Origin of the sequence: Gluconobacter sp. P1D12_c, from assembly GCF_018812105.1 — a bacterium.
Classification (GTDB): domain Bacteria; phylum Pseudomonadota; class Alphaproteobacteria; order Acetobacterales; family Acetobacteraceae; genus Gluconobacter; species Gluconobacter oxydans_A.
Genome location: NZ_JACSIQ010000001.1, coordinates 392,836 through 414,434, shown reverse-complemented (window position 1 = coordinate 414,434; position 21,599 = coordinate 392,836). Strand labels below are relative to the sequence as shown.

21 protein-coding genes and 1 tRNA gene are annotated in these 21,599 nt (G+C 56.9%); 9 read left to right on the top strand and 13 right to left on the bottom strand.

What is annotated here, in order from left to right:
* Nucleotides 1–4: 4 nt before the first annotated feature.
* On the bottom strand, nt 5–982 hold the full coding sequence (locus KP705_RS01835) for a diguanylate cyclase domain-containing protein (protein WP_052750014.1): 978 nt from the start codon (nt 980–982) through the stop codon (nt 5–7).
* A gap of 275 nt (nt 983–1,257) precedes the next feature.
* On the opposite strand from KP705_RS01835, the gene dapD reads away from it, so the two are divergent.
* The 3 genes from dapD to KP705_RS01820 are packed head-to-tail and all read left to right on the top strand — an operon-like array spanning nt 1,258 to nt 3,852.
* Nucleotides 1,258–2,088, top strand: coding sequence for a 2,3,4,5-tetrahydropyridine-2,6-dicarboxylate N-succinyltransferase (dapD, locus tag KP705_RS01830; RefSeq protein WP_046899881.1), 831 nt, complete (start codon nt 1,258–1,260; stop codon nt 2,086–2,088).
* 4 nt (nt 2,089–2,092) lie between these two features.
* Nucleotides 2,093–3,238 carry a succinyl-diaminopimelate desuccinylase gene (gene dapE, locus KP705_RS01825; RefSeq protein WP_046899770.1) on the top strand — a complete coding sequence of 382 codons (1,146 nt, stop codon included), beginning with the start codon at nt 2,093–2,095 and terminating at the stop codon, nt 3,236–3,238.
* A 38-nt stretch (nt 3,239–3,276) separates the two neighbouring features.
* Complete coding sequence (locus tag KP705_RS01820) at nt 3,277–3,852, top strand: hypothetical protein (protein ID WP_200898306.1); 576 nt, start codon at nt 3,277–3,279, stop codon at nt 3,850–3,852.
* On the opposite strand, the gene truA is transcribed toward KP705_RS01820, so the two are convergent.
* Genes truA through def form a run of 3 tightly spaced genes read right to left on the bottom strand, consistent with a single transcriptional unit; the run spans nt 3,849 to nt 6,093 of the window.
* A complete protein-coding gene (gene truA / locus KP705_RS01815) occupies nt 3,849–4,619 on the bottom strand; it encodes a tRNA pseudouridine(38-40) synthase TruA (RefSeq protein WP_046899768.1) in 771 nt (256 codons plus the stop codon). The two genes, KP705_RS01820 and truA, sit on opposite strands and share 4 nt — an antisense overlap.
* Nucleotide 4,620: 1 nt before the next feature.
* Nucleotides 4,621–5,532, bottom strand: coding sequence for a methionyl-tRNA formyltransferase (fmt, locus tag KP705_RS01810; RefSeq protein WP_046899767.1), 912 nt, complete (start codon nt 5,530–5,532; stop codon nt 4,621–4,623).
* 6 nt (nt 5,533–5,538) lie between these two features.
* Nucleotides 5,539–6,093, bottom strand: coding sequence for a peptide deformylase (gene def / locus KP705_RS01805; RefSeq protein ID WP_046899880.1), 555 nt, complete (start codon nt 6,091–6,093; stop codon nt 5,539–5,541).
* A gap of 166 nt (nt 6,094–6,259) precedes the next feature.
* Here def and KP705_RS01800 point away from each other — a divergent pair, with 166 nt between their 5' ends.
* From KP705_RS01800 to KP705_RS01790, 3 genes are all read left to right on the top strand, one after another.
* Nucleotides 6,260–6,772 carry an Hsp20 family protein gene (locus KP705_RS01800; protein ID WP_046899766.1) on the top strand — a complete coding sequence of 171 codons (513 nt, stop codon included), beginning with the start codon at nt 6,260–6,262 and terminating at the stop codon, nt 6,770–6,772.
* Nucleotides 6,773–6,848: 76 nt separating this feature from the next.
* Nucleotides 6,849–7,100 carry a DUF1150 family protein gene (locus KP705_RS01795; RefSeq protein ID WP_046899765.1) on the top strand — a complete coding sequence of 84 codons (252 nt, stop codon included), beginning with the start codon at nt 6,849–6,851 and terminating at the stop codon, nt 7,098–7,100.
* Between the two features lie 10 nt (nt 7,101–7,110).
* Entirely contained in the window at nt 7,111–7,473 is a 363-nt protein-coding gene (locus KP705_RS01790; protein ID WP_046899764.1) for a RidA family protein, read from the top strand.
* 93 nt (nt 7,474–7,566) lie between these two features.
* Here KP705_RS01790 and KP705_RS01785 read toward each other — a convergent pair whose 3' ends face one another.
* Nucleotides 7,567–9,954 carry a TonB-dependent receptor gene (locus KP705_RS01785; protein ID WP_046899763.1) on the bottom strand — a complete coding sequence of 796 codons (2,388 nt, stop codon included), beginning with the start codon at nt 9,952–9,954 and terminating at the stop codon, nt 7,567–7,569.
* 216 nt (nt 9,955–10,170) lie between these two features.
* Between KP705_RS01785 and KP705_RS01780 the strand changes: the two genes are divergently transcribed.
* Nucleotides 10,171–11,337: a phosphatidylinositol-specific phospholipase C1-like protein gene (locus KP705_RS01780; RefSeq protein ID WP_215763895.1), complete on the top strand. Its 1,167-nt coding sequence runs from the start codon at nt 10,171–10,173 to the stop codon at nt 11,335–11,337.
* A 56-nt stretch (nt 11,338–11,393) separates the two neighbouring features.
* Here the strand turns inward: KP705_RS01780 and fucP are convergent, their stop codons facing one another.
* A complete protein-coding gene (fucP, locus tag KP705_RS01775; protein ID WP_215763894.1) occupies nt 11,394–12,728 on the bottom strand; it encodes an L-fucose:H+ symporter permease in 1,335 nt (444 codons plus the stop codon).
* 552 nt (nt 12,729–13,280) lie between these two features.
* On the opposite strand from fucP, the gene KP705_RS01770 reads away from it, so the two are divergent.
* The gene (locus KP705_RS01770) at nt 13,281–14,900 is read left to right on the top strand and encodes an ABC-F family ATP-binding cassette domain-containing protein (protein ID WP_211513225.1); all 1,620 of its coding nucleotides are present in this window, start codon (nt 13,281–13,283) and stop codon (nt 14,898–14,900) included.
* A gap of 13 nt (nt 14,901–14,913) precedes the next feature.
* Here the strand turns inward: KP705_RS01770 and rpoN are convergent, their stop codons facing one another.
* From rpoN to KP705_RS01735, 7 genes are all read right to left on the bottom strand, one after another.
* Nucleotides 14,914–16,239 (bottom strand): RNA polymerase factor sigma-54, encoded by a 1,326-nt coding sequence (gene rpoN, locus KP705_RS01765; RefSeq protein ID WP_215763893.1) that lies wholly within the window; start codon nt 16,237–16,239, stop codon nt 14,914–14,916.
* A gap of 9 nt (nt 16,240–16,248) precedes the next feature.
* Nucleotides 16,249–17,004 (bottom strand): LPS export ABC transporter ATP-binding protein, encoded by a 756-nt coding sequence (gene lptB / locus KP705_RS01760; protein ID WP_046899759.1) that lies wholly within the window; start codon nt 17,002–17,004, stop codon nt 16,249–16,251.
* Complete coding sequence (locus tag KP705_RS01755; RefSeq protein ID WP_046899758.1) at nt 17,001–17,945, bottom strand: LptA/OstA family protein; 945 nt, start codon at nt 17,943–17,945, stop codon at nt 17,001–17,003. Before KP705_RS01755 ends, lptB begins: the two co-directional genes overlap by 4 nt.
* Nucleotides 17,942–18,712 (bottom strand): LPS export ABC transporter periplasmic protein LptC, encoded by a 771-nt coding sequence (gene lptC, locus KP705_RS01750; RefSeq protein WP_215763892.1) that lies wholly within the window; start codon nt 18,710–18,712, stop codon nt 17,942–17,944. Before lptC ends, KP705_RS01755 begins: the two co-directional genes overlap by 4 nt.
* A complete protein-coding gene (locus KP705_RS01745; protein ID WP_046899756.1) occupies nt 18,709–19,695 on the bottom strand; it encodes an SIS domain-containing protein in 987 nt (328 codons plus the stop codon). Before KP705_RS01745 ends, lptC begins: the two co-directional genes overlap by 4 nt.
* A gap of 21 nt (nt 19,696–19,716) precedes the next feature.
* Nucleotides 19,717–20,361, bottom strand: a complete 645-nt coding sequence (locus KP705_RS01740) for a ribonuclease D (RefSeq protein ID WP_099210532.1) — start codon at nt 20,359–20,361, stop codon at nt 19,717–19,719.
* A 61-nt stretch (nt 20,362–20,422) separates the two neighbouring features.
* Nucleotides 20,423–20,509: transfer RNA gene (locus KP705_RS01735), tRNA-Leu, on the bottom strand.
* A gap of 110 nt (nt 20,510–20,619) precedes the next feature.
* On the opposite strand from KP705_RS01735, the gene KP705_RS01730 reads away from it, so the two are divergent.
* Complete coding sequence (locus KP705_RS01730) at nt 20,620–21,576, top strand: complex I NDUFA9 subunit family protein (protein WP_235271708.1); 957 nt, start codon at nt 20,620–20,622, stop codon at nt 21,574–21,576.
* The last annotated feature ends 23 nt before the right edge of the window (nt 21,577–21,599 follow it).

Genomic DNA, 21,599 nt, shown 5'->3' with positions numbered 1-21,599 from the left:
TGGCTTATGGCGCTTCGTGTGAGAAGCGCCATTTTTTTTGCTCTTCTTCTCCGGTCTGGAGAGCCTGACTGGCTCTTTCCAGAAGATTGTCTGCCGTATTTTCCGGATCATTCGCCTCGCGGCACATCAGTCCGATGTGTAACGGGAGATGCACTGGTGGATTAATCAGGATCGGGATGCCATGCGCCGTCATCCGTTCGGCACGCTCAGCCATAGCGAAGCGATCCCCTCCGTCCAGCCACAGAGCAAACATGTTGCCACTAAGCCGGGCAATAGCATCGGTTGGGCGCACGGCCTTGCGGAGTAAGGCAACGCATTGCGTGAGCGCTTCTTCTCCTGCCTGAAACCCATGTGTTTGGGTTATTTCGCTCAGGCCTGGAACATGCGCGATCATGAGGGTCGCCGCGAGGCAATCACGATCCAGACGCGGAATGCGTCGCTCCATTTCCTGCTTCAGACCTTCCCAGTTCAGAAGGTTGGACGAGAGGTCATAGTGAGCGCCCTTCAGGACGTTCCTGTGCAGCCCTTCCAAAACTTGCAACGTCGCAATGAAGGCCAGAAGAGTGCGGATAAATTCGATCTCTTCCGCTGACCACGGTGTTTCTTTCCAGCACAGAAGGCCGAGAGGTGCCTGGCTTCTGATGGCCTCGCACACCAACAGCGCGTGACGGGCCGCTGAGAAGAACTGAATGACGTCGTGATTGAGCAAAAAATCAAACTGTTGCAGTTCACCCTGAAACCCGTCGGGAATTGGGGCGGATTGATGCAAAATCAGACTATGATCTGAGGCTGTGAATGAGCTGAAGAGTAGGCACTCAGTCCCAAGTGCTTCCTGTACTTTGGAGAGAGCCGCTGCGATGCCTAGTCGCGGCAGAATGGCGCTGCGCATACAGGCCAGACTCTCTCGCAAGAGCTGAAAGCTTTGAGGGGAGGTCGGCTCGGTCACCGGAGGGGGCGGGCTTTTCAGGCCAATGTCATGCATTGCCGCAAAGGGTCCATGATTTTGCGGCTGAATGTGCCGCATCGTTGAAGCGAGAGATATGCTGCGTCGTGAATCGATGTGAGAACACCGTCTGGCGTCTTGGGCATTCCGGGTCTTTTCCAGAAGCGAAAGGGCTTGGATTTTTCATAGGATCAAAAGGTAAACAAAGCCTTAACGTTGGTCTGGATGTTGCTCACAGGGAAAGAGCCGTTGACAGTCGGGATCGGGGACCGCATGGTCCGGCGGTTTTCTGCTCCTTTTCCGGATTGGTCCTGATGCCTCACGATACGCTCCGCACCGCTATTGACGCTCTTTGGGAGCGTCGCGCTACTCTGAACGCCCAGACTGAGGGAGAGGACCGTGAGGTCGTCGAAACCGCTCTCAAAGGGCTGGACGCTGGTACGCTGCGTGTTGCCGAGCCGAGCGAAGATGGCTGGGTTGTCCATGAATGGCTGAAGAAGGCTGTTCTGCTCTCATTCCGTCTGTACGACAGCCGCGTGATGGTGGGTGGATGTGGCGGTCAGCCTGCTTTCGATAAGGTTCCGCTGAAGTTTGAAGGCTGGGATCAGTTCCGGTTTGCTGAAGCCGGTTTCCGTGCCGTTCCAGGTGCCATTGTTCGTCGCTCCGCGTTTATTGCGCCGAATGTTGTTCTGATGCCGAGCTTCGTGAACGTGGGTGCCCGTGTAGATAGCGGCACGATGGTCGACACCTGGGCCACGGTTGGTTCCTGCGCCCAGATTGGCAAGAACTGCCATATCAGCGGTGGTGCTGGCATCGGTGGCGTTCTTGAGCCGCTTCAGGCTGCTCCCGTCATCATTGAAGATGACTGCTTCATCGGTGCCCGTTCGGAAGTGGCTGAAGGCGTGATCGTGGAGAAGGGCTCCGTCCTGTCCATGGGCGTGTTTATCGGTGCCTCCACGAAGATTGTGGACCGTGCGACGGGTGAAATCTTCATGGGACGTGTGCCGGCTTATTCTGTGGTTATCCCAGGCACGCTACCACCGAAAGAGGCAGGTCAGCCGTCCCTCGCATGCGCTGTGATCGTCAAGCGCGTTGACGAGCGCACCCGCTCCAAGACGTCCATCAACGAACTGCTGCGCGACTAAAGTCATGCCGTCCCCATCTTTTACGACTGATCCTGTGGCTCTCGCGCAGGATCTGATCCGCTGTCAGTCCGTCACACCAGCCGATGACGGGGCACAGGCTCTTCTGGCATCTGTGCTGGAAGGGATGGGGTTTGAAGTGGTCCATTTGCCGTTCGGACCAGCGGACGCTCCGACGCCGAATTTTTACGCTAAAATCGGTACTGGGCGTCCGTCTCTCTGCTTTGCGGGCCATACGGATGTTGTTCCCCCCGGTGAAGGGTGGGCACACGATCCCTTTGCAGCGCAAATTCAGGATGGTCGACTGTATGGCCGCGGGATTGCGGACATGAAAGGCGGCGTGGCCTGCTCGGTGGCAGCCATCGCACGTTTTCTTCAGAACAATACCCTCAAGGGGTCAATCTCCCTGCTCATTACGGGGGATGAGGAAGGCCCGGCTCATTTCGGTACGAAGCCTGTCATTGAATGGCTGGCGGCTCGAAATGACGTGCCTGATTTCTGCCTGCTCGGAGAACCCACAAATCCTTCGGCTCTGGGGGATACGATCAAGATTGGTCGTCGGGGCAGCATGAACGCGGAAATTGTGGTTCGGGGCGTTCAGGGACACGTTGCCTATCCGCATCTGGCCGATAACCCCATCCATCGCCTTCTTCCAGCGCTCAGTGAATTGACTGGACGCTGTCTTGATGAGGGGACGAAGTGGTTCTCCCCGTCTTCATTGCAGGTCACGAGCGTTGACGTCGGCAACCCTGCAACGAACGTTATTCCTGCTGAGGCCAAGGCGTGTCTGAACATTCGGTTCAATGACTGTCACACGGGTGCGGCCCTGACTGAGTGGATCCGTGACGTTGTGTCCCGGCATGCCCCTGACAGTGACGCGACGGTTTCCATCAGCGGGGAGGCGTTTCTGACGCAGCCGGGACCGGCAGTTCAATGTCTTGAGCGGGCTGTTCAGGATGTGACCGGGCGGCAGCCGAAACTCGATACGGGCGGAGGAACGTCTGATGCACGCTTCATTTCGCAGTACTGTGCCGTAGCGGAGTTTGGTCTGGTCGGGGCGACAATGCATAAGCGGGACGAGCATGTTGATGTCTCGACCCTTGAAGATCTGACGCAGATCTATCTGACGTTCATGGAAAGATTTGGCCTGTGACCCCAGACCGTCCAACCGGTATTCCCCCGCTTGGAGGAATGAGTATCCCACTGGGCGTCTGGCTGCTGGGGCGTGGACGTGCGGTGGGGATCAACTGTTTCTCCCCCGGGGTTCAGCCGCTGATGGCGGCTCTGGCGCCCACCATTGCCATAACCCTGATCGAACTGGTGAGTGTCTTCCTGTTGCCAGCGGATCAGCGGGAATTGCAGGCCATACGCGCAATGGTTCAGCTGGTTTGCCCGTTGCTTCAGCTCATCGTCTCGGAACGTTATGCCGTATTCGTAGGCCGGAAAGGCTTGTGGACCCGGTATGCGACGGCCTCGCTCTGGTGTGCGTGGCTACCGGTTATCATGATGATCATGGCCGAAGGCATCATGAGGATCATCATGCCTGCCGCTGCCTCGTCTTCTGCAGCGCTGGCCGGTGTTGCGGTGGGTGTGTGGCTCTATAGCCTGTGGCTAACTTGGTACGTCACGCGGGTTGGGCTTGTTATGACGGCATGGCAGGCCGCCATTATGACTGTACTGCAGACGGTGAGTGTGTTTGTCCTGATCGGCCTGCTCTTGCTGGTCCCACCGCATTATAATGCGATAGCCGATCTGTTCGGGGCTTAAGCGAACGGATCTTCCGGATAGCCGACGCCTGTGAGGCAGAGGCCATCCGGTGGAGACGTTGGTCCGGCAGCGCAGCGGTTCCGGGCTTCCAACACTTCGCGCATCTTTTCCGGTGGCCACTGGCGAGAACCCACCATGACAAGAGAGCCGACCATATTCCGGACCTGATGGTGTAGGAACGAGCGTGCCTTCGTGTTCACAATGACCAATTCGCCTTCCCGGTGAATGGTCAGAACATCAAGGGTGCGGACGGCACTTCTGGCCTGACAGGCGATCGCCCGGAATGACGTGAAGTCGTGCGAGCCCAGAAGGTAGTTCGCGCCTTCCTGCATCAGGTCTACATCCAGAACGCGCTTGACGTGCCAGACGTGTGTCTCCTGCAAAGCGGGGCGTGCCTGGCGGTTCAGGATCTTGAACTGGTAGCTGCGCCAGATGGCGGAGAAACGTGCGCTCCAGTCCAGGCTGACCTGTGCAGCCTCCAGAACCACAACCCTGTGAGGCTTGAGGTAATAACCCATGCCATCGCGGATCTGACGGCCGTTGATCTTGGCATCGCCTGGGAAATCGATGTGAATGACCATCCCGGAGGCATGGACACCGGCATCGGTACGGCCTGCGGTGATGCTGGAGACCGGACGATTTCCAACAAGCCGAGACGCTGCCGCCTCAATGAGGCTCTGGATAGAGACGCCGTCTTGCTGTTTCTGCCACCCCACAAAGCCCGTCCCGTCATATTCGAGACGTAACGCCCAGCGGGAGATATCCATTTCAGTCAAAGCGTGTGCCTGCCGGAATTGCTTGTCCGCGTACGAAATCTGCAGCGTCTATCATGCTGCGTCCGGGCTTCTGGATACGGTCGATCCGCAGTGCGCCGGTGCCGCAGGCAATGGTCAGGGCATCATCCAGTGCGCTACCGGCGACAGGCCCCGCAATTTCGGGACGTGGGGTTGCTGCGCCGATTTTGAGGACGACATTGTTTAGCATCGTGAAGGCGCCGGGCCATGGTGTCAGTCCGCGAATTTGGCGATCGATTTCCTCGCAGGACCGAGACCAGTCAATACGTCCGTCTTCGCGCTTCAACATATGCGCGTATGTCACGCCATCTTCAGGCTGTGGCACAGGCTGAGGCTGCTCATTCAGTGTTCGAACAATCAGCCTGCCGCCGATTTCCGCCAGACGATCGTGGAGCGTGCTGGCGGTGTCTGACAGACTGATCGGCGTGGCTTCTTCCAGCAGGACGGCGCCTGTATCAAGTCCCTCGTCCATCTGCATGATGGAAACGCCGCTTTGGCTGTCTCCGGTCACGATGGAGGACTGGATAGGAGAAGCTCCGCGCCAGCGGGGAAGCAGGCTTGCGTGAATATTCAGGCATCCCAGGCGAGGGGCGTCCAGCATGGCCTTCGGCAGGATCAACCCGTAAGCAGCAACCACTGCTGCGTCAGCATTGAGTGCAGCAAAGGCTTCATGCTCTGTTTCGTCCCGGCGAACGCGGGCAGGCGTACGTACTTCAATGCCTGCCGCTTCGGCTGCTTCATGGACAGGGGAGCGCCGCACGGCCTTGCCACGTCCTGCCGGACGCGGGGGCTGTGTATAAACGGCAACGATTTCGTGTCCTGCGGCCATGAGGGCATGCAGGGCCGGAACCGCGAAATCCGGCGTACCCATGAAGATCAGACGCATCAGAGATTAACGCCTTCTCAGCTTCTGCTCTTTGGCCAGACGGCGCATAATCATGTTGCGCTTGAGTGTGGAGAGGTGATCCACGAACAGGATACCCTCCAGATGATCCATTTCATGCTGGATGCATGTCGCCAGCAGGCCATCAGCATCACGCTCGATGATCTCCCCCGCGAGGTCGCGGTAACGCACGCGAATCGATTCGGGACGGATGACTTCCGCATACTGGTTCGGCAGCGAGAGGCAGCCTTCTTCCCGTACCGCCATCTGTTCGGAATCCGTGACGATCTCCGGATTGATGAGAACCATGGGCTCGCGTGGGGCATCTTCTTCAGCGACGTCCACAAGGGCAAAGCGCATATCAAGACCAACCTGCGGGGCCGCTAGGCCAATGCCGGGAGCCTTGTACATGGCGGAAAACATGCCTGGAAGCTGCTCACGCAGGAACGCCATGTCCTCTGCGCGGACGTCACGGGTGACCTGACGCAGCACGGGCGCAGGGGCAATCAGGATCGGGGTCGGCGGCACCGCGTCGATGCCGGACAGGAAATCGAATTCGCTCATGCCTTGCGATGTAGCGAGCGACGGCTGTTTATGCCAGTCCCGAGCAAGCATTTCCCGAGGCAGAACTTGCATAGAAAGCCTGCTCCACCATATCCTAGGGTCACGTCAGATGCCTCATGGAGGGTCTGGTTCCTGCTGTCTCGCTCATGGAGGAGGCTCTAGCCCTATGTCCGGTCGCTTGTTTACATCCCCGATGTTCCTTGGTTTTGATCATCTTGAGCAGATGCTCGAGCGTGCCTCCAAGTCTACGTCAGACGGTTACCCGCCCTACAATATCGAGCAGCTGAGTCAGACGGCGCTCCGGATTACCCTGGCTGTAGCCGGGTTCGTGATGGATGATCTTCAGATCACGCAGGAAGACAACCAGTTGGTGATCCGTGGACGTCAGACGGATGACAGCCAGGGACGGATCTTCCTGCATCGTGGTATTGCTGCACGGCAGTTCCATAAGGCGTTTGTTCTGGCTGAGGGCATAGAGATTGGCGGAGCATGGCTTGATAATGGCCTGCTTCATATCGATCTTCTGCGTCCGGAGCCTGAAGTCCGTGTCAAACGGATTGCTATTACCCAAGGGAGACGCACTGGCGGAAGCCCGCAGACGGTTCAGCACGAAGTTGTCCCACCTGTGGTCAAGACGGCGCGGCGGACCCGGCCTGTGCGGGAACTCGACGACGAGTAAGTCACGTATCGACAGTATGAATGTTTCAACCTGACTGTGGCTGAAAAAGCCCTCAGGTGTCAGTAAGGATTATGAATTGAACAACCCGTTCGAAAACAGTGATGGGCAGGAAGATGTGCTCCCCGCAGATCTGAGGCGGATCACGGGGCCGCAGCTCCGGACGCTGGGCATGTCCCAACTGGCCTATGTCAAATCCGTGCTGCATGACGGCGAGCTGATGGTGGCGATTCACGCTGCTGACGGCACACCGATGGCAGTCGCTGAGGATGAGGAAAGCGCTATGGACGCGATCCTCGAACACGAATTGATTCCTACTCTTCTTCAGTGAAGGTTCCGGCGTGAGCACTAATCCCGACATTACCCGCCATCTTGAGGAAAATCGTCTTGCTGGCGTCGTGACCCATAACGGCTTGGCTTATCTCGCCGGTCAGGTCGCGGATGATGCCACGCTGGATACTGAAGGCCAGACGGCTGATATCCTGCGCCAGATTGACGCTCTGCTGGCGGATCTGGGTACGGACAAAACGCGTATCCTGTCTGTTCAGATCTTCCTGACCGACATCAACGAGATCGGGAACATGAACAAGGCTTGGGATGCGTGGCTGGATACGAGCCATAAGCCCGCTCGTGCTACGGTTGAGGCCAAGCTGGCCGATCCGGACTGGCGGGTGGAAATTACAGCGATTGCTGCCCTGCGCTGAGCAGAAGCAACTCCCAATAAAAAAGCGGTACAGCCAAAGAGGCTGTACCGCTTTTTTTGTTTGTCCGGGACCCGTCAGATCCCGGTATGGGTTTTATTCAAATGTGCCAGAGACGGAGACAACCGCAGCGAAGCCAGTGCCGACGCTATAGGTCGGCTGGGACGCGGAGAGTGTCTTTCCATAGACGCCGCGTGTTGTGGTGGCGTTGCCGGAGAAGCCGTTGACCTGTGCCAGATAGTGATTGTCCCCAACATTCATGAGGCTCAGCATCGCCTTTGGTCGAACCCGGCCGATTTTCGGAAGGTAGCGACCCAGCGAAATATCGGACGTGATGTAGGACGGAATGGACTGGTCGTTCATCAGCGTTGCGTACTGGGAGTCCGTGTAGCGCAGGTTGAAGTTCGCGAAGTTGGTGCCGTCGTCATAGGTCAGGCCCAGAGCGCCGGTGAATTTCGGGGACGCGACTTCCTGCTTGCCCTTCGTACGAAGATAGTCGCCCTGATAGGCGATGTTGTTGCCAACACGCGTATGCATGAACTGGCCGGATGCATAGGCGCTGATATGGTGCCAGGGACGCGTTGAAATTTCAGCCTGTACGCCCTGTGCACTTTCGCCACCAGCGTCGATCGGCTGGCTGATCATGATGGTGGAGTTGGGAAGATAAGAGACGCTGGTGATCTGGTGATGCGTCAGGTTGTAATTGAACAGCGCCACGTTGAACATGATATCGCCCGAATGGCGGTATCCGATTTCCTCGCCGATCATGTATTCCGGCTGGAAATTTGTCAGCGGAAGTGAGGCTTTGTTTGCGCTTGTGAAGCTGTAAACTGGCACTTGCGCCTGGAAAGAAGACGGTGCGCGATAACCGGTCGTACCGTTCACGTAGATCTGGTTTTTCTGATCAAACTGGTAGCTGATCAGGACCTGCGGGATGGGAACAAACATGTTCTCCACTGATTTGAAATTGGCTCCTGGCAGATCCTGACTGAAGCTGCGGGAGATCATGTTGGCGCGCAGGCCCGCGTCGATGGTCAGGCGGTCATGGAAGAGTTTGACCTGATCTTCCAGGCCGATGGCGTTGAGCTGCTGGAAGCCATTGATGTTGTACTGGCTGACGGACACGTTGTTAAAGGCTGTCAGGTACCCGTTATTCTCGGTGTACTGACCGGATGCATTGACCGGATAATGGTTCTGGTACTCGGTATGGACCGCATAAGAATACCAGTAGGAGAGTTTCAGCGTATTGAAACCACGATGCCAGGCACCAACAAGGTTGATGCCGCTGGACGTCTGGACCCATGGGTGAATACTGATGGCCGTGACATTCCCGGTCTGGCCTTCATATCCGTTCAGGGATGAATACTGCTGGGTGCCGACATAGCCGTTGGATGCTGGAATATTGACGCCGTAGTTGTTGGGGCCGAACGTCTCGATGGCATAGGGTTCGGCGTTAAGTGTCAGGCCATGTCCGAAGTCGAAATGGTTTTTAAGCGCACCGACTACGGCATTCGTCGCCTTGGTGTTGAGCTTGTAATAGAGGGTGTCGCCCTTGGTGTAGGTCCCGTGCGTGTTATAGCCGGTGCCGTAGGTGTTCCACTGCGCCAGCGTCGGGTAGAGCCACTCGGTCTGGTTGGCTTTGTTGTATCCGAAAATTAGCTCGGAGCTGCTTTTAGGCGCCCAGCGCTTTTCGATGGCGGCATCCACATGCCAGCGATCCATCTGTCCCGGGCCGCGCCAGAGATTGGCGCTGGAATAAGAGCCAGACGCGAAGGCCCGGACGCCACTATGCCCGATTTCACCCGTATCGAAGCGAACGAATTCCTTGTTCGTGCTGTGTGTGCCGCCGGAGGCTTCGGCATAGGCTGTCATCTTGTCTGCGGGGTGTCGCAGGGACAGTGTCATCTGTGCGCCGTCAGCGTTGTAAACGGGTGCCGTGAGGTCTGACGAGCCCTGACTGACGGAGACGGACCCAAGGTTCTCGTTATCGACCATAGCGGACGTATAGGCGCCGTAAGTGAACGGATCGGCGAGGGGAATGCCTTCATACACCATGCCGATCTGCGTCTGATCCAGGCCACGGATATGGATGGTTTCTGCGGTTGTGCTGAGTGGTCCTTCATTGGTGGCCTGCACGCCCGGAAGGCTGGAGGCCAGAACGCCGGGCGTAACGGTTGGGGCCTGTTTGGAAATATAGTCCTGTGTAACGGTGCTGATGGTTTTGGCTTCCGTATGATGCACCATCATGCCGCCGCCCTGTGCCCGGCGACTGGCGCGAATGCTCATGCTCTCGGCTGAGTGGCCTTCCAGATCGTGTGGAACTCTAGGTGCGGTTTTTGGAGCGGGAGCGACAGGCGTCTGTTTTGTCTGGGTTTTTCCGGTGTGATGGACGCGGGCATGTGCCGGACCGGTGCTGCAGATCAATGCTGGAACGAGTGCGGAGGCGCAGAGCAGATAAAAAGAACGTCTCTTGTAGGAAGGCATTGTTATTCCATCACACGGCACGTTTGGCCTGGGGCCACCTCCCGGAAGGAGGCATGGGTGGAACTACGGGCGCTTCCGGATCATTTCAAAGGATGTTTTTATGAACATGAAATGAAATAAATAAGTCATCATCATAAAACGTTCAAAAAATTACGGTTGTCATATGTCTTGTAGTGATCTGTCATCCCGTCGCTTCTGAAAAATGGATGAAATCGCATGAACCGCTTCACGTATGGACTGGTCTTTTCTTTCTTTGGTCTTTCGTCATCTGCCTTGGCGCAGGAAATTACCAAGGATTTACATCTGAATCAGGTTCAGATCATTGGAACCCATAATAGTTACAGAACGGATCTTTCCCTCGCGACGCTGAAATGGCTTCAGGCCGTTTCCCCAAAAGCCGCAGAAGCGTTGGACTACAAGCACACGACACTGGACCGGCAGCTTGATGGTGGCGTTCGCCAGCTCGAAATTGATATTTATGCTGATACTCAGGGCGGCCAGTACAGTCATCCAAAGGGGCCGGAGTGGGAGCGTAAAAGCGGGATTACCCCCGATGCTGATCCGGCATCCGCCGCAGCCATGCAGGGTACCGATTTCAAGGTCATGCATATTGTGGACATTGACCAGCATTCGAACTGCGAACCTTTCAGTAAATGTCTTCAGATCATCCGGACGTGGTCAGATGAGCATCCGGGGCATTTCCCGGTGTTCATTGATGTCGAAACAAAACAGGACATCCCATTCAAAAGCGACAAGATGACATTCACGGTTCCCGAGACGTTTACGCCTGCAACCTATGATCGTCTGGACAAGGAAATCACGGATATTATTGGCCGTGATCATCTTCTAGTTCCTGACGATGTTCGGGGGACGTCAGCCTCGGTCAATGAAGCGATCCGGACGAAAGGCTGGCCGACACTGGCGTCTGCGCGTGGCAAGATTATCTTTGTGCTGGATCGCCCTCAGGATACCGCCCGTTATGTGCTGAACCATCCGGGCCTGAAAGGGCGCGTTCTGTTCACCAATGGTCGACCGGGTGATCCAGATGCGGCTTATACGGAGGTCAATGAAGGTTTCGCCGGTCAGAAGGGCGCGTCTTTTGATAACGCTGAGGCTGCCCGGAAAATCCCGGAATTGGTTCGACAGGGTTATCTCGTGCGGACGCGGGCGGATGCCAACACGGTTGAGGCGCGACAGAATGACCTGAGCCGCCGAGACGTATCTTTTAAGAGTGGCGCGCAGATTATCAGCACAGATTATCCGGCCATCGAGCCTGCGCCCTGGCATGACTACAAGGTTCAGTTTGCCAATCAGGCGGTGGCGCGGTGCAACCCTGTTAATGCTCCCAAGGACTGCCACGATGGCGCGTTGATCAAGGACTGAGAACTTCAGGCTGTTAGGTCACGAAGGGCGAGCGAGTGCTCGCCCTTTTTCTTGGATCAAAGCGTGGCGTCGAACGCGACGTGTTCCGCCGTTTCGTCGCCGCTTTTCATGCAGTACGCCGCGAACATTGCAATCACGACGAAGCATCCCATCGGCACAATGTAGGCAAGCTGCATGTTTCCGCCGGTAGCGTCCGAGATGTAGCCTTGCAGAAGCGGAAGAATGCCACCGCCACTGATGCTCATCACCAGAATGGACCCGCCATAAGCGCGGTCATGGCCGAGTTCGTCGACGGTCAGGCCATAGATGGTTGGCCAGCAGGGGCCGAGCAGTCCACTGACGAGGATGGCCGCGTACACAGCCGTAAAGTCATGCACCATCACCGCATAGCCCAGCGCAACGATGCAGAGCAGGCTGTAAACAAACAGAACACGTGCCGGGCGGGCGTGCCGCATGAAGAAATTGGCTATCAGCTTGCCAACAAAGAACGCACAGAATGAGGCGATCAGATACACTGAGGCCTGTCGTTCGTTGATGTGCCCCAGTCGCATGGAAAGCCGGATGATGAAGCTCCAGACGCCAACCTGTGCGCCGACATATAGAAACTGCGTCAGGATACCGAGGACAAAGCGCTTGTTGGCGAACAGCCGTTTGAGGGCGCCGGCCGTATCCAGTTCGTGGCTACGCTGCTGATCGCGCCCTTTGCAGGCGGGATAACGCGTGACGCCAATGGCGATCATGACGACCAGCAGCACCCCGAGGATATAGACATACGGCTCAAGGGTGGCGTGGATCATGCTGAGCTGATGCTGCCAGGCCTGAGCGGCGGGCATAGCGGAAAGCTGTTCGCGGGAAAGATCGCCGTCCTTGAAAATCAGGTAGGCCCCCATGCTGGACCCCAGAATGGCGCCAATCGGCTGAAACGCGCTGGCAAAGTTCAGACGGTGTGTGCCGCGTCCCGGAGGGCCGAGCAGGGTGCAGTAGGTATCGGCCGCAGTCTCAATAAAGACCAATCCTGCGGCGACGACAAAGAGTGCGATGAAGAAGATCTGATATGTCGCGAAATGGGCAGCAGGGAAGAAGAGGCAGCAGCCGATCAGATACAGGAGCAGCCCGAGTTGGATCGACCATTTGTAGCTGAAGCGCTTGATGATCATGCCTGCGGGAATGCCGAGCACGAAATAGCTGATGTAGAATGAGAACTGCACGAGCGCGGACTGAAAATCTGACAGCATGAAGGCTTTGCGGAACTGCCCGATCAGCACGTCATTGAGGCTCATCGCACAGCCCCAGAGGGAGAACAGGCAACATAGGAGGCCAAAAGCCAGAAGGGGTGTGCGGTTTAGATAAAAGCCGTCCGGGAGTTGGACGACAGGATCGGACTTGGCCACGGATTGCCTCACAGGAGCTTATTGAGCGATAAAGTTTGGGATGAGGATGTATCTGCGTAAGAGACGCATATGATTGGTTTGTTGTTATATTAAGTGGATATATCACACGCAAAATGTTTTAAAAGCGATAATGCTCATTCGCTTTGCTATGTCGTCTCGAACATGGATCACATTCGACGGAGGCCAGTTGGTTGGGATTGGGGGAACGGTAACGCGCTATAAGCCCAGTCAAAGATCATTTTGCCCTTATTTTAATTTGAGAGGCTTGTTCTTGCGTGATGCGTGAGTGTCATGCCGTGACAGGGTTAACGCTCCTCAACCATTTGCAATGACCGGCCTTTTCAGCATTGCTCTTGGTAGGTGTGGCGTGAAGAAGATTGCGTCTGTCGCCAGAGATAAATGCGTGCGTGGCGAGGCCCCACTGGTTTTTAGGATGCGTGAATAAAGCGGGTTCCGGCATAGACTTTGGCTTTCAGGGGTTCCGCCTGTGTTGGGATAACGGTAAGTCCCGACAGCCCTTTGTTTCCCGCTTTTCAGTTCCTCCGAGGACCCATGATTCGTCTCGACAACATCAGCAAGCATAACGGCCAGCGCGTCATTTTTATTGAGGCTTCGGCCGTTCTTCTGAAGGGCGAGAAGGTGGGCCTTGTCGGTCCAAACGGTGCGGGAAAATCCACGCTATTCCGCATGATCACAAAGCAGGAAGAGCCGGATGAAGGGAATGTCCTGACGGATCGTGGCGTCACTATTGGCTTCTTCAGCCAGGATGTTGGTGAAATGTCCGGCCATAGTGCTGTGGCAGAAGTCATGAACGGAGCAGGTGCCGTTTCGGAAGTGGCTGCCGAGCTGGCCGAGTTGGAAGCCGCGATGGCGGACCCGGAGCGGATGGATGAACTGGACAGCATCATTGAGCGCTTTGGTGAAGTGCAGAGCCGCTTTGAGGATCTCGGTGGTTATGCGCTGGATGGCAAGGCGCGTGAGGTTCTTCATGGTCTCGGGTTCAGCCAGGAAATGATGGACGGAGACGTCAGTCTTCTGTCTGGCGGCTGGAAGATGCGCGTGGCGCTGGGCCGTATTCTTCTGATGAAGCCTGATGTCATGCTGCTCGATGAGCCGAGCAACCATCTTGATCTGGAAAGTCTGATCTGGCTTGAGCAGTTTCTTGCTGGTTACGATGGCGCATTGCTCATGACGTCCCATGACCGCGCCTTCATGAACCGTATCATTAACAAAGTGATCGAAATTGATGGCGGTAACCTGACGACGTTCTCTGGAAACTACGAATTCTATGAAGAGCAACGAGCCCTGAACGAGAAGCACCAGCAGGCACAGTTTGAGCGTCAGCAGGCCATGCTGGCCAAGGAAATCAACTTCATCGAGCGCTTCAAGGCCCGTGCGTCTCATGCCGCGCAGGTTCAGAGCCGTGTGAAGAAGCTGGACAAGATCGACCGTGTGGAGCCGCCGAAGCGTCGTCAGGCCATGAGCTTCGAATTCGCCCCGGCTCCGCGTTCGGGCGATGTGGTCGTGAATATTCAGGGCGTGGACAAGCGGTATGGCAGCCGCACAATTTATGATGGACTGGATTTGATGATCCGTCGGCGTGAGCGCTGCTGCATCATGGGTGTGAACGGTGCCGGCAAGTCCACATTGCTAAAGCTCGTGACAGGGACAACAGAGCCGGATTCCGGAACGGTGACCGTCGGCAGTAATGTAAAGATCGGGTATTTTGCCCAGCACGCCATGGATCTTCTTGATGGCGACCGAACAGTCTTCGAGATGCTGGAATATACGTTCCCGCAGGCCAATCAGGGGGCTCTACGCTCGCTCGCCGGTGGTTTCGGATTTTCGGGTGACGAAGTGGAAAAGAGCTGCCGGGTTCTGTCTGGTGGCGAAAAGGCGCGCCTCGTCATGGCTCTGATGCTCTTTGATCCACCGAACTTCCTCGTACTCGATGAGCCAACTAACCATCTGGACATGGCTACAAAGGAAATGCTGATCACGGCCCTCGCGGACTATGACGGAACCATGCTTTTCGTCTCCCATGATCGTCACTTTCTGGCAGCCCTGTCTAATCGCGTTCTGGAAGTCACGCCGGAAGGTGTGCACCAGTATGGTGGCGGATATACGGAATATGTGGCCCGTACGGGTCAGGAAGCGCCGGGCCTGCATTAAGCAGGTTGGGACGTCAGGAGGTTTTTTTCAGGCGTCGCCTTTGGCTGGATTTTGCGATCCCCATGCCTTCCCGATATTTTGCCACTGTTCGGCGCTGGATGGCGAACCCTTCTTTTTGAAGTTGGGTCGTCAGGGCATCATCTGACAGGATGTCATCGTCTTCCGAAGCGATCAGCATTTTGATGCGGTGCTGAATGGCGCTGGCACTTTGCGTAGAGCCGTCGCTGGCCTGAAGAGCCGTAGAGAAAAACATACGAAGTGGCAGAATACCGCGGGGTGTGTCTATGTACTTCCCGTTCACAACCCGGCTGACCGTGCTTTCATGGACATCTGCGCCGGTGGCGAGGTCGCGCATGGTGAGAGGGCGGAGAGCAGAGAGGCCCTCTTCAAAGAACGCCGCCTGCTGACGGACGATCTCGGCTCCAATCTTCAGAATAGTCTGGCGACGCATTTCCAGCGCGCGGATGACAGCATTGGCCTCGTTTGCATAAGCAAGAAGCTGTCGCCCGGCGTCTGTTGAACTGTCGAGCGCGCTTTGCATCTCCAGATCCACGTGACAGTGGGGCAGCAGACGATGATTGAATGTCAGGCGGAACCCTGGACCATTTTTGCGGAGGATCAGGTCTGGCTGAATGGGGGAGACTGGCTGGCGCGGATCAAAGCCCGGTCTGGGATTGAGGGCCTGAATTTCCGCGAGCATATCGAGCAGGTCGTCCTGTTCGAGCTGACATTTCTTGCGGAGCAGCCGCCAGTCCCTTCGGGCTAAAAGATCGAGATTAGCCAGAAGAACTTTCATGGCAGGATCTAGCCGATTTTTCTGTTCCAGCTGGACCGCCAGACACTCTTCCAAGGAGCGTGTAAAAAGACCAGCAGGCTCCAGTCGCATCAGAACTTGGCGGATAGTTTCAAGAGCAGCGGGCTCGACACCAAGTTCGACCGCAAGGCCTGAAACTGCTTCCGGCAATCGTCCGGCCTCATCGAGGCAAGCCAGAAGATAAAGAGCGGCGGCACAGTCCTGCTGAACGGGAAACCGGAGGTGGATCTGGGCAATCAGATCATCATGAAGTGTGGGGCCGGGGGCCGCAGTCTCTGGTTGTCCCGAACCCGAAGTAAAGCGTTCGGGGTCATCGTCGTGCAATTCAGACGCAGGACCCGCGGGCTCTGTGTCGGGAGCGGTGTCCGTGGATTCCAAAACGAGAAGGGGGTTCAGTTCCGCAATCTGCTGAAGTGATTGCGTCAGTTCCTGATGGCCCAGTTGCAGCATCGCAATCGCCTGACGCAACTGTGGCGTCATGACGAGCGACTGCGACTGGCGCTGTATCAGACCGGGACTGAGCATCCCGTCAGATTAGAGCGAGAAGTTCTCTCCAAGATAGACCCGGCGCACATCTTCGTTGGCGACGATGGCCTCCGGTGTCCCTTCCATCAGAACCTGGCCACCATGCATGATGTAGGCGCGGTCAATGACTTCAAGCGTTTCGCGGACGTTATGGTCCGTAATCAGCACGCCGATGCCACGATCCTTGAGGTGAGACACAAGATCGCGAATTTCGCCCACGGCAATCGGATCAATACCGGCTAGAGGCTCATCCAGCAGGATGTAGTTCGGCTGGCTTGCCAGGGCGCGGGCAATTTCCAGACGACGGCGTTCCCCGCCTGACAAGGCCAGGGACGGCGAGTGGCGCAGGTGCGTGATGCCGAACTCGGCGAGAAGGCCGTTCAGCATGGTTTCGCGCTTTTCCGGATCGGATTCGATCACTTCCAGCGCGGCCATGATGTTCTGTTCGACGTTCAGGCCGCGGAAAATGCTGGCTTCCTGTGGCAGATAACCAACACCCAGACGCGCCCGTCGATACATCGGCAACTGGGTGATGTCTGCGCCATCCAGCGTAATGGTGCCCGTGTCTGGCTGGACCAGTCCTACGATCATGTAGAAGCTTGTCGTCTTGCCTGCGCCGTTCGGTCCGAGGAGGCCAACAGCCTCACCGCGTTGCACCTGAATGGACACGTTCTTGACGACAGCCCGCTTTTTGTAGGTCTTGCCGATCCCGCTGGCGACCAGACCGGTCTGGAGCACGGGAAATGAGGGGGATGTGTCTGTCACTTTGGTGCCTGGCTACTGTTGGCTTCGTTTGGAACGACAAGTCCCTGAATAGGAGAGTCAGATCCTGGCAGCATCGTGGCAATGCCGGTCTTCATGTTGACGATAGCCTGAGACCCGTTGTTCTGGTTCTGGCCCTGCGTCACATGCACGTGGCCGATCAGGCGGGCGATCTGGCTGGCAAAGACATAAACGCCTCTGTCTCCGGTTGCTGTCTGGGTAGGGGTGCGCAGCACGACATGGCCCCAGCCATAAGCACGATCCAGTTTGGAAGAACCGCCACCAAGAGGGCTGCCGTCGCTTTTCGCAGGCTGGGCCTGTCCTGCTGGTGCAGGGGAGTCCGGTGCACTGAAGGAAACCAGCACGTCAGCCTTGATCTGGCGCCCGTCATTGGTGGTGACAGTTGCATTTCCACGACCGACCGACATGCGGGTCTTGGAATGATATTCCATGACGTCACGCGCAGTGAGCACATCCTGCGGCGTCGTAAGTTTCAGGTTCTTGCCAGTCATGACCATGACGGCCTGATCCATGTCATACAGGGCACGGTCGCCCCAGCCTTGGTCCGTCTGGTTATAGATATGGACGTGACCGCGGGCTTCGATGCGGTACAGCTCAAGGGAGCCACCCATCGGGTCGGCTTCACCCGTCTGTCCATTTGCGGCCGGCGGCGGTGTGGCTGGTTGTCCCTGTGGAGCCGCTTTCTTGCGCAGATAGCCAATCAGCGTATCGGCATCGACCGTTACATCCCCTCGTACGGCGCGGGCACCGCCGGTCAAGGTAACTGTCTGGGCGCTCCGGTCGTAGATTTCCTCGCTTTTCCAGAACAGCTTAACGGCCTCGCCGTGAGACATATCCAGCCCATCCGCATAAGCGGCAGGTGTGGCGGTGGTAGCGAGGAGAAGTCCTGCAACGGGAAGCAGTCTGGCGATGCGGCTCATCATTTCTCTGTCTTGGCTCCTTCCTGGCGGAGGCGGGCCGCCATGGAAGGGGGGCCGTTATCGTCGTTGCGGACCGTCAGACCCGGCCCTGTAAACTGCATGATACCTGCATGCTGGTCCAGGAAATAGCCCTGCGCGTCCTGCTTGCCAAATGGGCCTTCGGCATGGACCCAGTCGCGGGATGCAATAACGTCCTGCTTCAGGTCCATATCGGCGGAAGGGCCGTTCATGAGCGTCCCGTCATCGCGGTAAAGCACTACGTTGTCGTCCAGATTCAAGGTCTGCTCGTGCTGCATGTAGACGCCACGGTCCGCCTTGATATGCGCCCAGGAATTACCTGCCAGCTCGATATCCGCCACCGGATCAACCAGATCTACACGGTCCGGGCCTTCCTGATGCGTAACGCGTGCCGTGATCATGTACAGGTGGTTATGGGCGTCCAGACCGCGATAGACGGCATTTTCCATATTGCCGCTCTCAACGCGCAGGCGGGCCATTTCCTTCAGAGCAGCACGGTTCTGATTGACGAGATGAGAGATCTCGGGCCACGCCGCAATTGAGCTCAGCAAAACAAGTGCAAGCCCCGGAAGTGCCCATTTGGCAAACCCCAGAAGAGAGCGGCGGCGAGCCAGCTCTTCCGGATTTGGGGCAGTGCGTACTTTCTGGAATGCTGCACGGCGCAGGGCATCAAGCTTGGCGAGGCTTTCGCTCCGGTTCCCTGAAAAGTCGTCCCGTTTGGGGCGTTTGTCATCCTTGGGCAATTCGGTCATGCGAGGCCCGCCCTCAGGAGATCGTGCAGGTGAATGATGCCCTGTGGGCGTCCGTCCTCTCCAACGACGAAAAGACTCGTGATCGGTTTGGAGCGTGCATTCATGAGAAGAAGGACGTCCTGTGCCAGGGTCGAGGGGGCTGTCGTGGTCGGAGAGAGATTCATGACCTCTTCCGCCGTGGTCGTGTCAAGATCGCTGTGGAGGGCCCGCCGAAGGTCCGCATCCGTGATGAGACCGCACAGCACGCCATTTTCGTCTGTCACGCCCATGCAGCCAAAGGCTTTGTGCGTCATTTCCAGAATGACTGAGCGAAGCGAGAGAGATTTTTCCCCAAGTGGAAGGGCCTCTCCGGTGTGCATCAGCTCCCGCACCGGGCGCAAACGCGCGCCCAGACGGCCGCCTGGGTGAAACACGCTGAAATCGTTGGCTGTGAAGCCGCGTTTTTCCAGAAGGGCGATGGCCAGCGCGTCTCCAAGGGCAAGCTGAAGAAGCGTGCTGGTGGTTGGTGCCAATCCCATGGGGCAGGCTTCTCTGGCGGGAGGGAGAACCAGAGCAATCTTGGCGGCGCGGGCCAGAGCCGAGGTCTCGACGGATGTTATGGCAATCACATCCAGCTGTCTGTGCGACGCATACGACAGAATTGCGGCAAGCTCTGTGGTTTCGCCGGAATTCGAGAGAGCAAGGATGACATCCCCTGCCGCGACCATGCCCAGATCACCATGTGCGGCTTCTGCGGGGTGAACGAAAAGAGAGGGAGTTCCGGTAGAGGCAAGGGTGGCCTGGATCTTGCGACCAATATGACCGGACTTCCCGATCCCCGTGACAATCAGCCGGCCAGAACAGAGAAGGATCCGCTCTATGGCATGGCTGAAAGCTTGGCCCAGAGAGCCGCCAAGGGCGCTTTCGAGCGCTTCAAGCCCCTGTCGCTCGACAGCAAGAGTGTGCAGGGCCGAGGGAAGGGGCGAGGTAGCCGGGTTTATCATGTCGGGGCGCAGTGTAGGCGATTACGCGCGGTGTGCGAAGATGTCGGGCTCGTCGTAGCCCAGAAGATCCAGACGGGTGCGCGCTGAAAGGAAGTCGAAGCAGGCCTGAGCCAGCTCCCGGCGCTCTTCCCGGATCAGCATGGCTTCAAGCTTGTCCCACAGGGCATGGAGATAGAGCACGTCAGATGCAGCATAGCGCTTCTGATCGTCCGTCAGGGTTTCAGCGCCCCAGTCCGAGCTCTGCTGGTGCTTGCTGATTTCGACGCCAAGCAGGTCGCGGCACAGATAGGCCAGTCCATGACGGTCCGTGAACGTATAGACGAGGCGGGCAGCGATCTTGGTGCAGATGACGGAAGAGATCGTGATGTCAAAGGCCTTCTGGAGCACGGCCACGTCAAAGCGGGCGAAGTGCATCAGCTTGGTGATCGAGTCATCCGAAAGGAAAGCTTTGAGATTAGGGCAATCATAGCCACGGCCACCCATGGAGACAGGCTTGATCTGCACGAGATGTGCTTCACCGTCACCGGCGGAAAGCTGCACAAGGCAGAGGCGATCTCTGTAGGGATTGAGACCCATGGTCTCGGTATCTATGGCAACAACAGGGCCAATATCAAAATCTTCCGGCAGGTCGCCGTCATGAAGATGGATGGCGTTCTGCTGGCTCATTTTGTTGTCACCGAATTTTTATGAACTCAGAGGGGAGGGCTCTTATGAACCTGACCGTCTGTGGTGCCCAGAAGAAGACTCGAACTTCCACGTCCTTTCGGACACAGGTACCTGAAACCTGCGCGTCTACCAATTCCGCCATCTGGGCTCAGAAAGCACCGGGTTTTTTCAGTTTCCTGAGGCATCCCGGGTTGGTGAAGAGGCGTTTACATTGACTGAATGAGAGCGTCAACAGTTGGAATGAAAGAAAACAGGGAAATGGAAAAACTTTTTTCGGGTACGGGGCAGCAGAAGGTCGCTGTCATTGGTGGTGGTGGTTTTATCGGGCGCAGTCTGGTGAGAAAACTGGTTGCCACGGGGCATGTCGTTCGTGTGGGAAGCCAAAATCCCGAAAAAATTCAGGGGCTTGGAAGGGCGCGTGGAACAGGGCGCGTCGAGTTCCTGAAAACGTCAGTCAATGATGCAGCGCAGCTTGATCGTCTGTTTGATGGTGTGGACGCTGTCGTCAATCTTGTGTCTGTCATGACGCAAGATGTGCAGACTCTGCATCGCATTAATGTCGAGGGCGCTCGGCTCGCAGCTGTGCGGGCTCATCTGGCAGGTGTGAAGCATTACGTTCATATGTCTGCCATCGGTGCTTCTTTGACGTCTCCAGGGGCATATGGCCGGAGTAAAGCGGCTGCAGAACGTGTCGTGCGGGACGTTTTTCCTGATGCGCGTCTGCTTCGCCCGTCTGTGGTGTTCGGGACGGACGACAGCTTTTTCAATCTGTTTGCCTTGATCGCAGCGCTATCGCCTGTTTTGCCGGTTTTTGCTGGTCGCACATATTATCAGCCGGTATTTGTGGAAGATGTTGCAGAAGCAGCGCTACGACTTCTGCAGCCGGAGAATGCAGGTCTAACGGTTGAGGCCGGTGGTCCCGATATCCTGAGTATGCGTGAGCTTATGGCGTTCGTACTCGAAGCGTCGGGTCGTAAAAGAATTCTGCTCCCGATCCCGCAAGTGGTAGCCCGCCTTGAAGCGACTGTTCTGGAGACGTTGCCCGGCCATCTGCTGACGCGGGACCAGGTGGCCATGATGTCTGTTGATAATGTCGTGCAGCCGGGGGGTGAGACCTTGCAGGCACTCGGAATCCATCCCGCATCACTGGGAATGGTGGTTCCGGGGTATCTGAATGGAAGCGTCTGTAAGCTTTATCGCCAGCTAAAAGCCTGATTGGTCCATATCGGACCTATAAA

Coding starts and splice junctions, on each gene's coding strand:
- KP705_RS01835 (WP_052750014.1), bottom strand. CDS start 982: ATGCATGACATTGGCCTGAAAAGCCCGCCCCCTCCGGTGACCGAGCCG.
- dapD (WP_046899881.1), top strand. CDS start 1,258: ATGCCTCACGATACGCTCCGCACCGCTATTGACGCTCTTTGGGAGCGT.
- dapE (WP_046899770.1), top strand. CDS start 2,093: ATGCCGTCCCCATCTTTTACGACTGATCCTGTGGCTCTCGCGCAGGAT.
- KP705_RS01820 (WP_200898306.1), top strand. CDS start 3,277: ATGAGTATCCCACTGGGCGTCTGGCTGCTGGGGCGTGGACGTGCGGTG.
- truA (WP_046899768.1), bottom strand. CDS start 4,619: ATGGATATCTCCCGCTGGGCGTTACGTCTCGAATATGACGGGACGGGC.
- fmt (WP_046899767.1), bottom strand. CDS start 5,532: ATGCGTCTGATCTTCATGGGTACGCCGGATTTCGCGGTTCCGGCCCTG.
- def (WP_046899880.1), bottom strand. CDS start 6,093: ATGAGCGAATTCGATTTCCTGTCCGGCATCGACGCGGTGCCGCCGACC.
- KP705_RS01800 (WP_046899766.1), top strand. CDS start 6,260: ATGTCCGGTCGCTTGTTTACATCCCCGATGTTCCTTGGTTTTGATCAT.
- KP705_RS01785 (WP_046899763.1), bottom strand. CDS start 9,954: ATGCCTTCCTACAAGAGACGTTCTTTTTATCTGCTCTGCGCCTCCGCA.
- KP705_RS01780 (WP_215763895.1), top strand. CDS start 10,171: ATGAACCGCTTCACGTATGGACTGGTCTTTTCTTTCTTTGGTCTTTCG.
- KP705_RS01770 (WP_211513225.1), top strand. CDS start 13,281: ATGATTCGTCTCGACAACATCAGCAAGCATAACGGCCAGCGCGTCATT.
- rpoN (WP_215763893.1), bottom strand. CDS start 16,239: ATGCTCAGTCCCGGTCTGATACAGCGCCAGTCGCAGTCGCTCGTCATG.
- KP705_RS01755 (WP_046899758.1), bottom strand. CDS start 17,945: ATGATGAGCCGCATCGCCAGACTGCTTCCCGTTGCAGGACTTCTCCTC.
- lptC (WP_215763892.1), bottom strand. CDS start 18,712: ATGACCGAATTGCCCAAGGATGACAAACGCCCCAAACGGGACGACTTT.
- KP705_RS01745 (WP_046899756.1), bottom strand. CDS start 19,695: ATGATAAACCCGGCTACCTCGCCCCTTCCCTCGGCCCTGCACACTCTT.
- KP705_RS01740 (WP_099210532.1), bottom strand. CDS start 20,361: ATGAGCCAGCAGAACGCCATCCATCTTCATGACGGCGACCTGCCGGAA.
- KP705_RS01730 (WP_235271708.1), top strand. CDS start 20,620: ATGGAAAAACTTTTTTCGGGTACGGGGCAGCAGAAGGTCGCTGTCATT.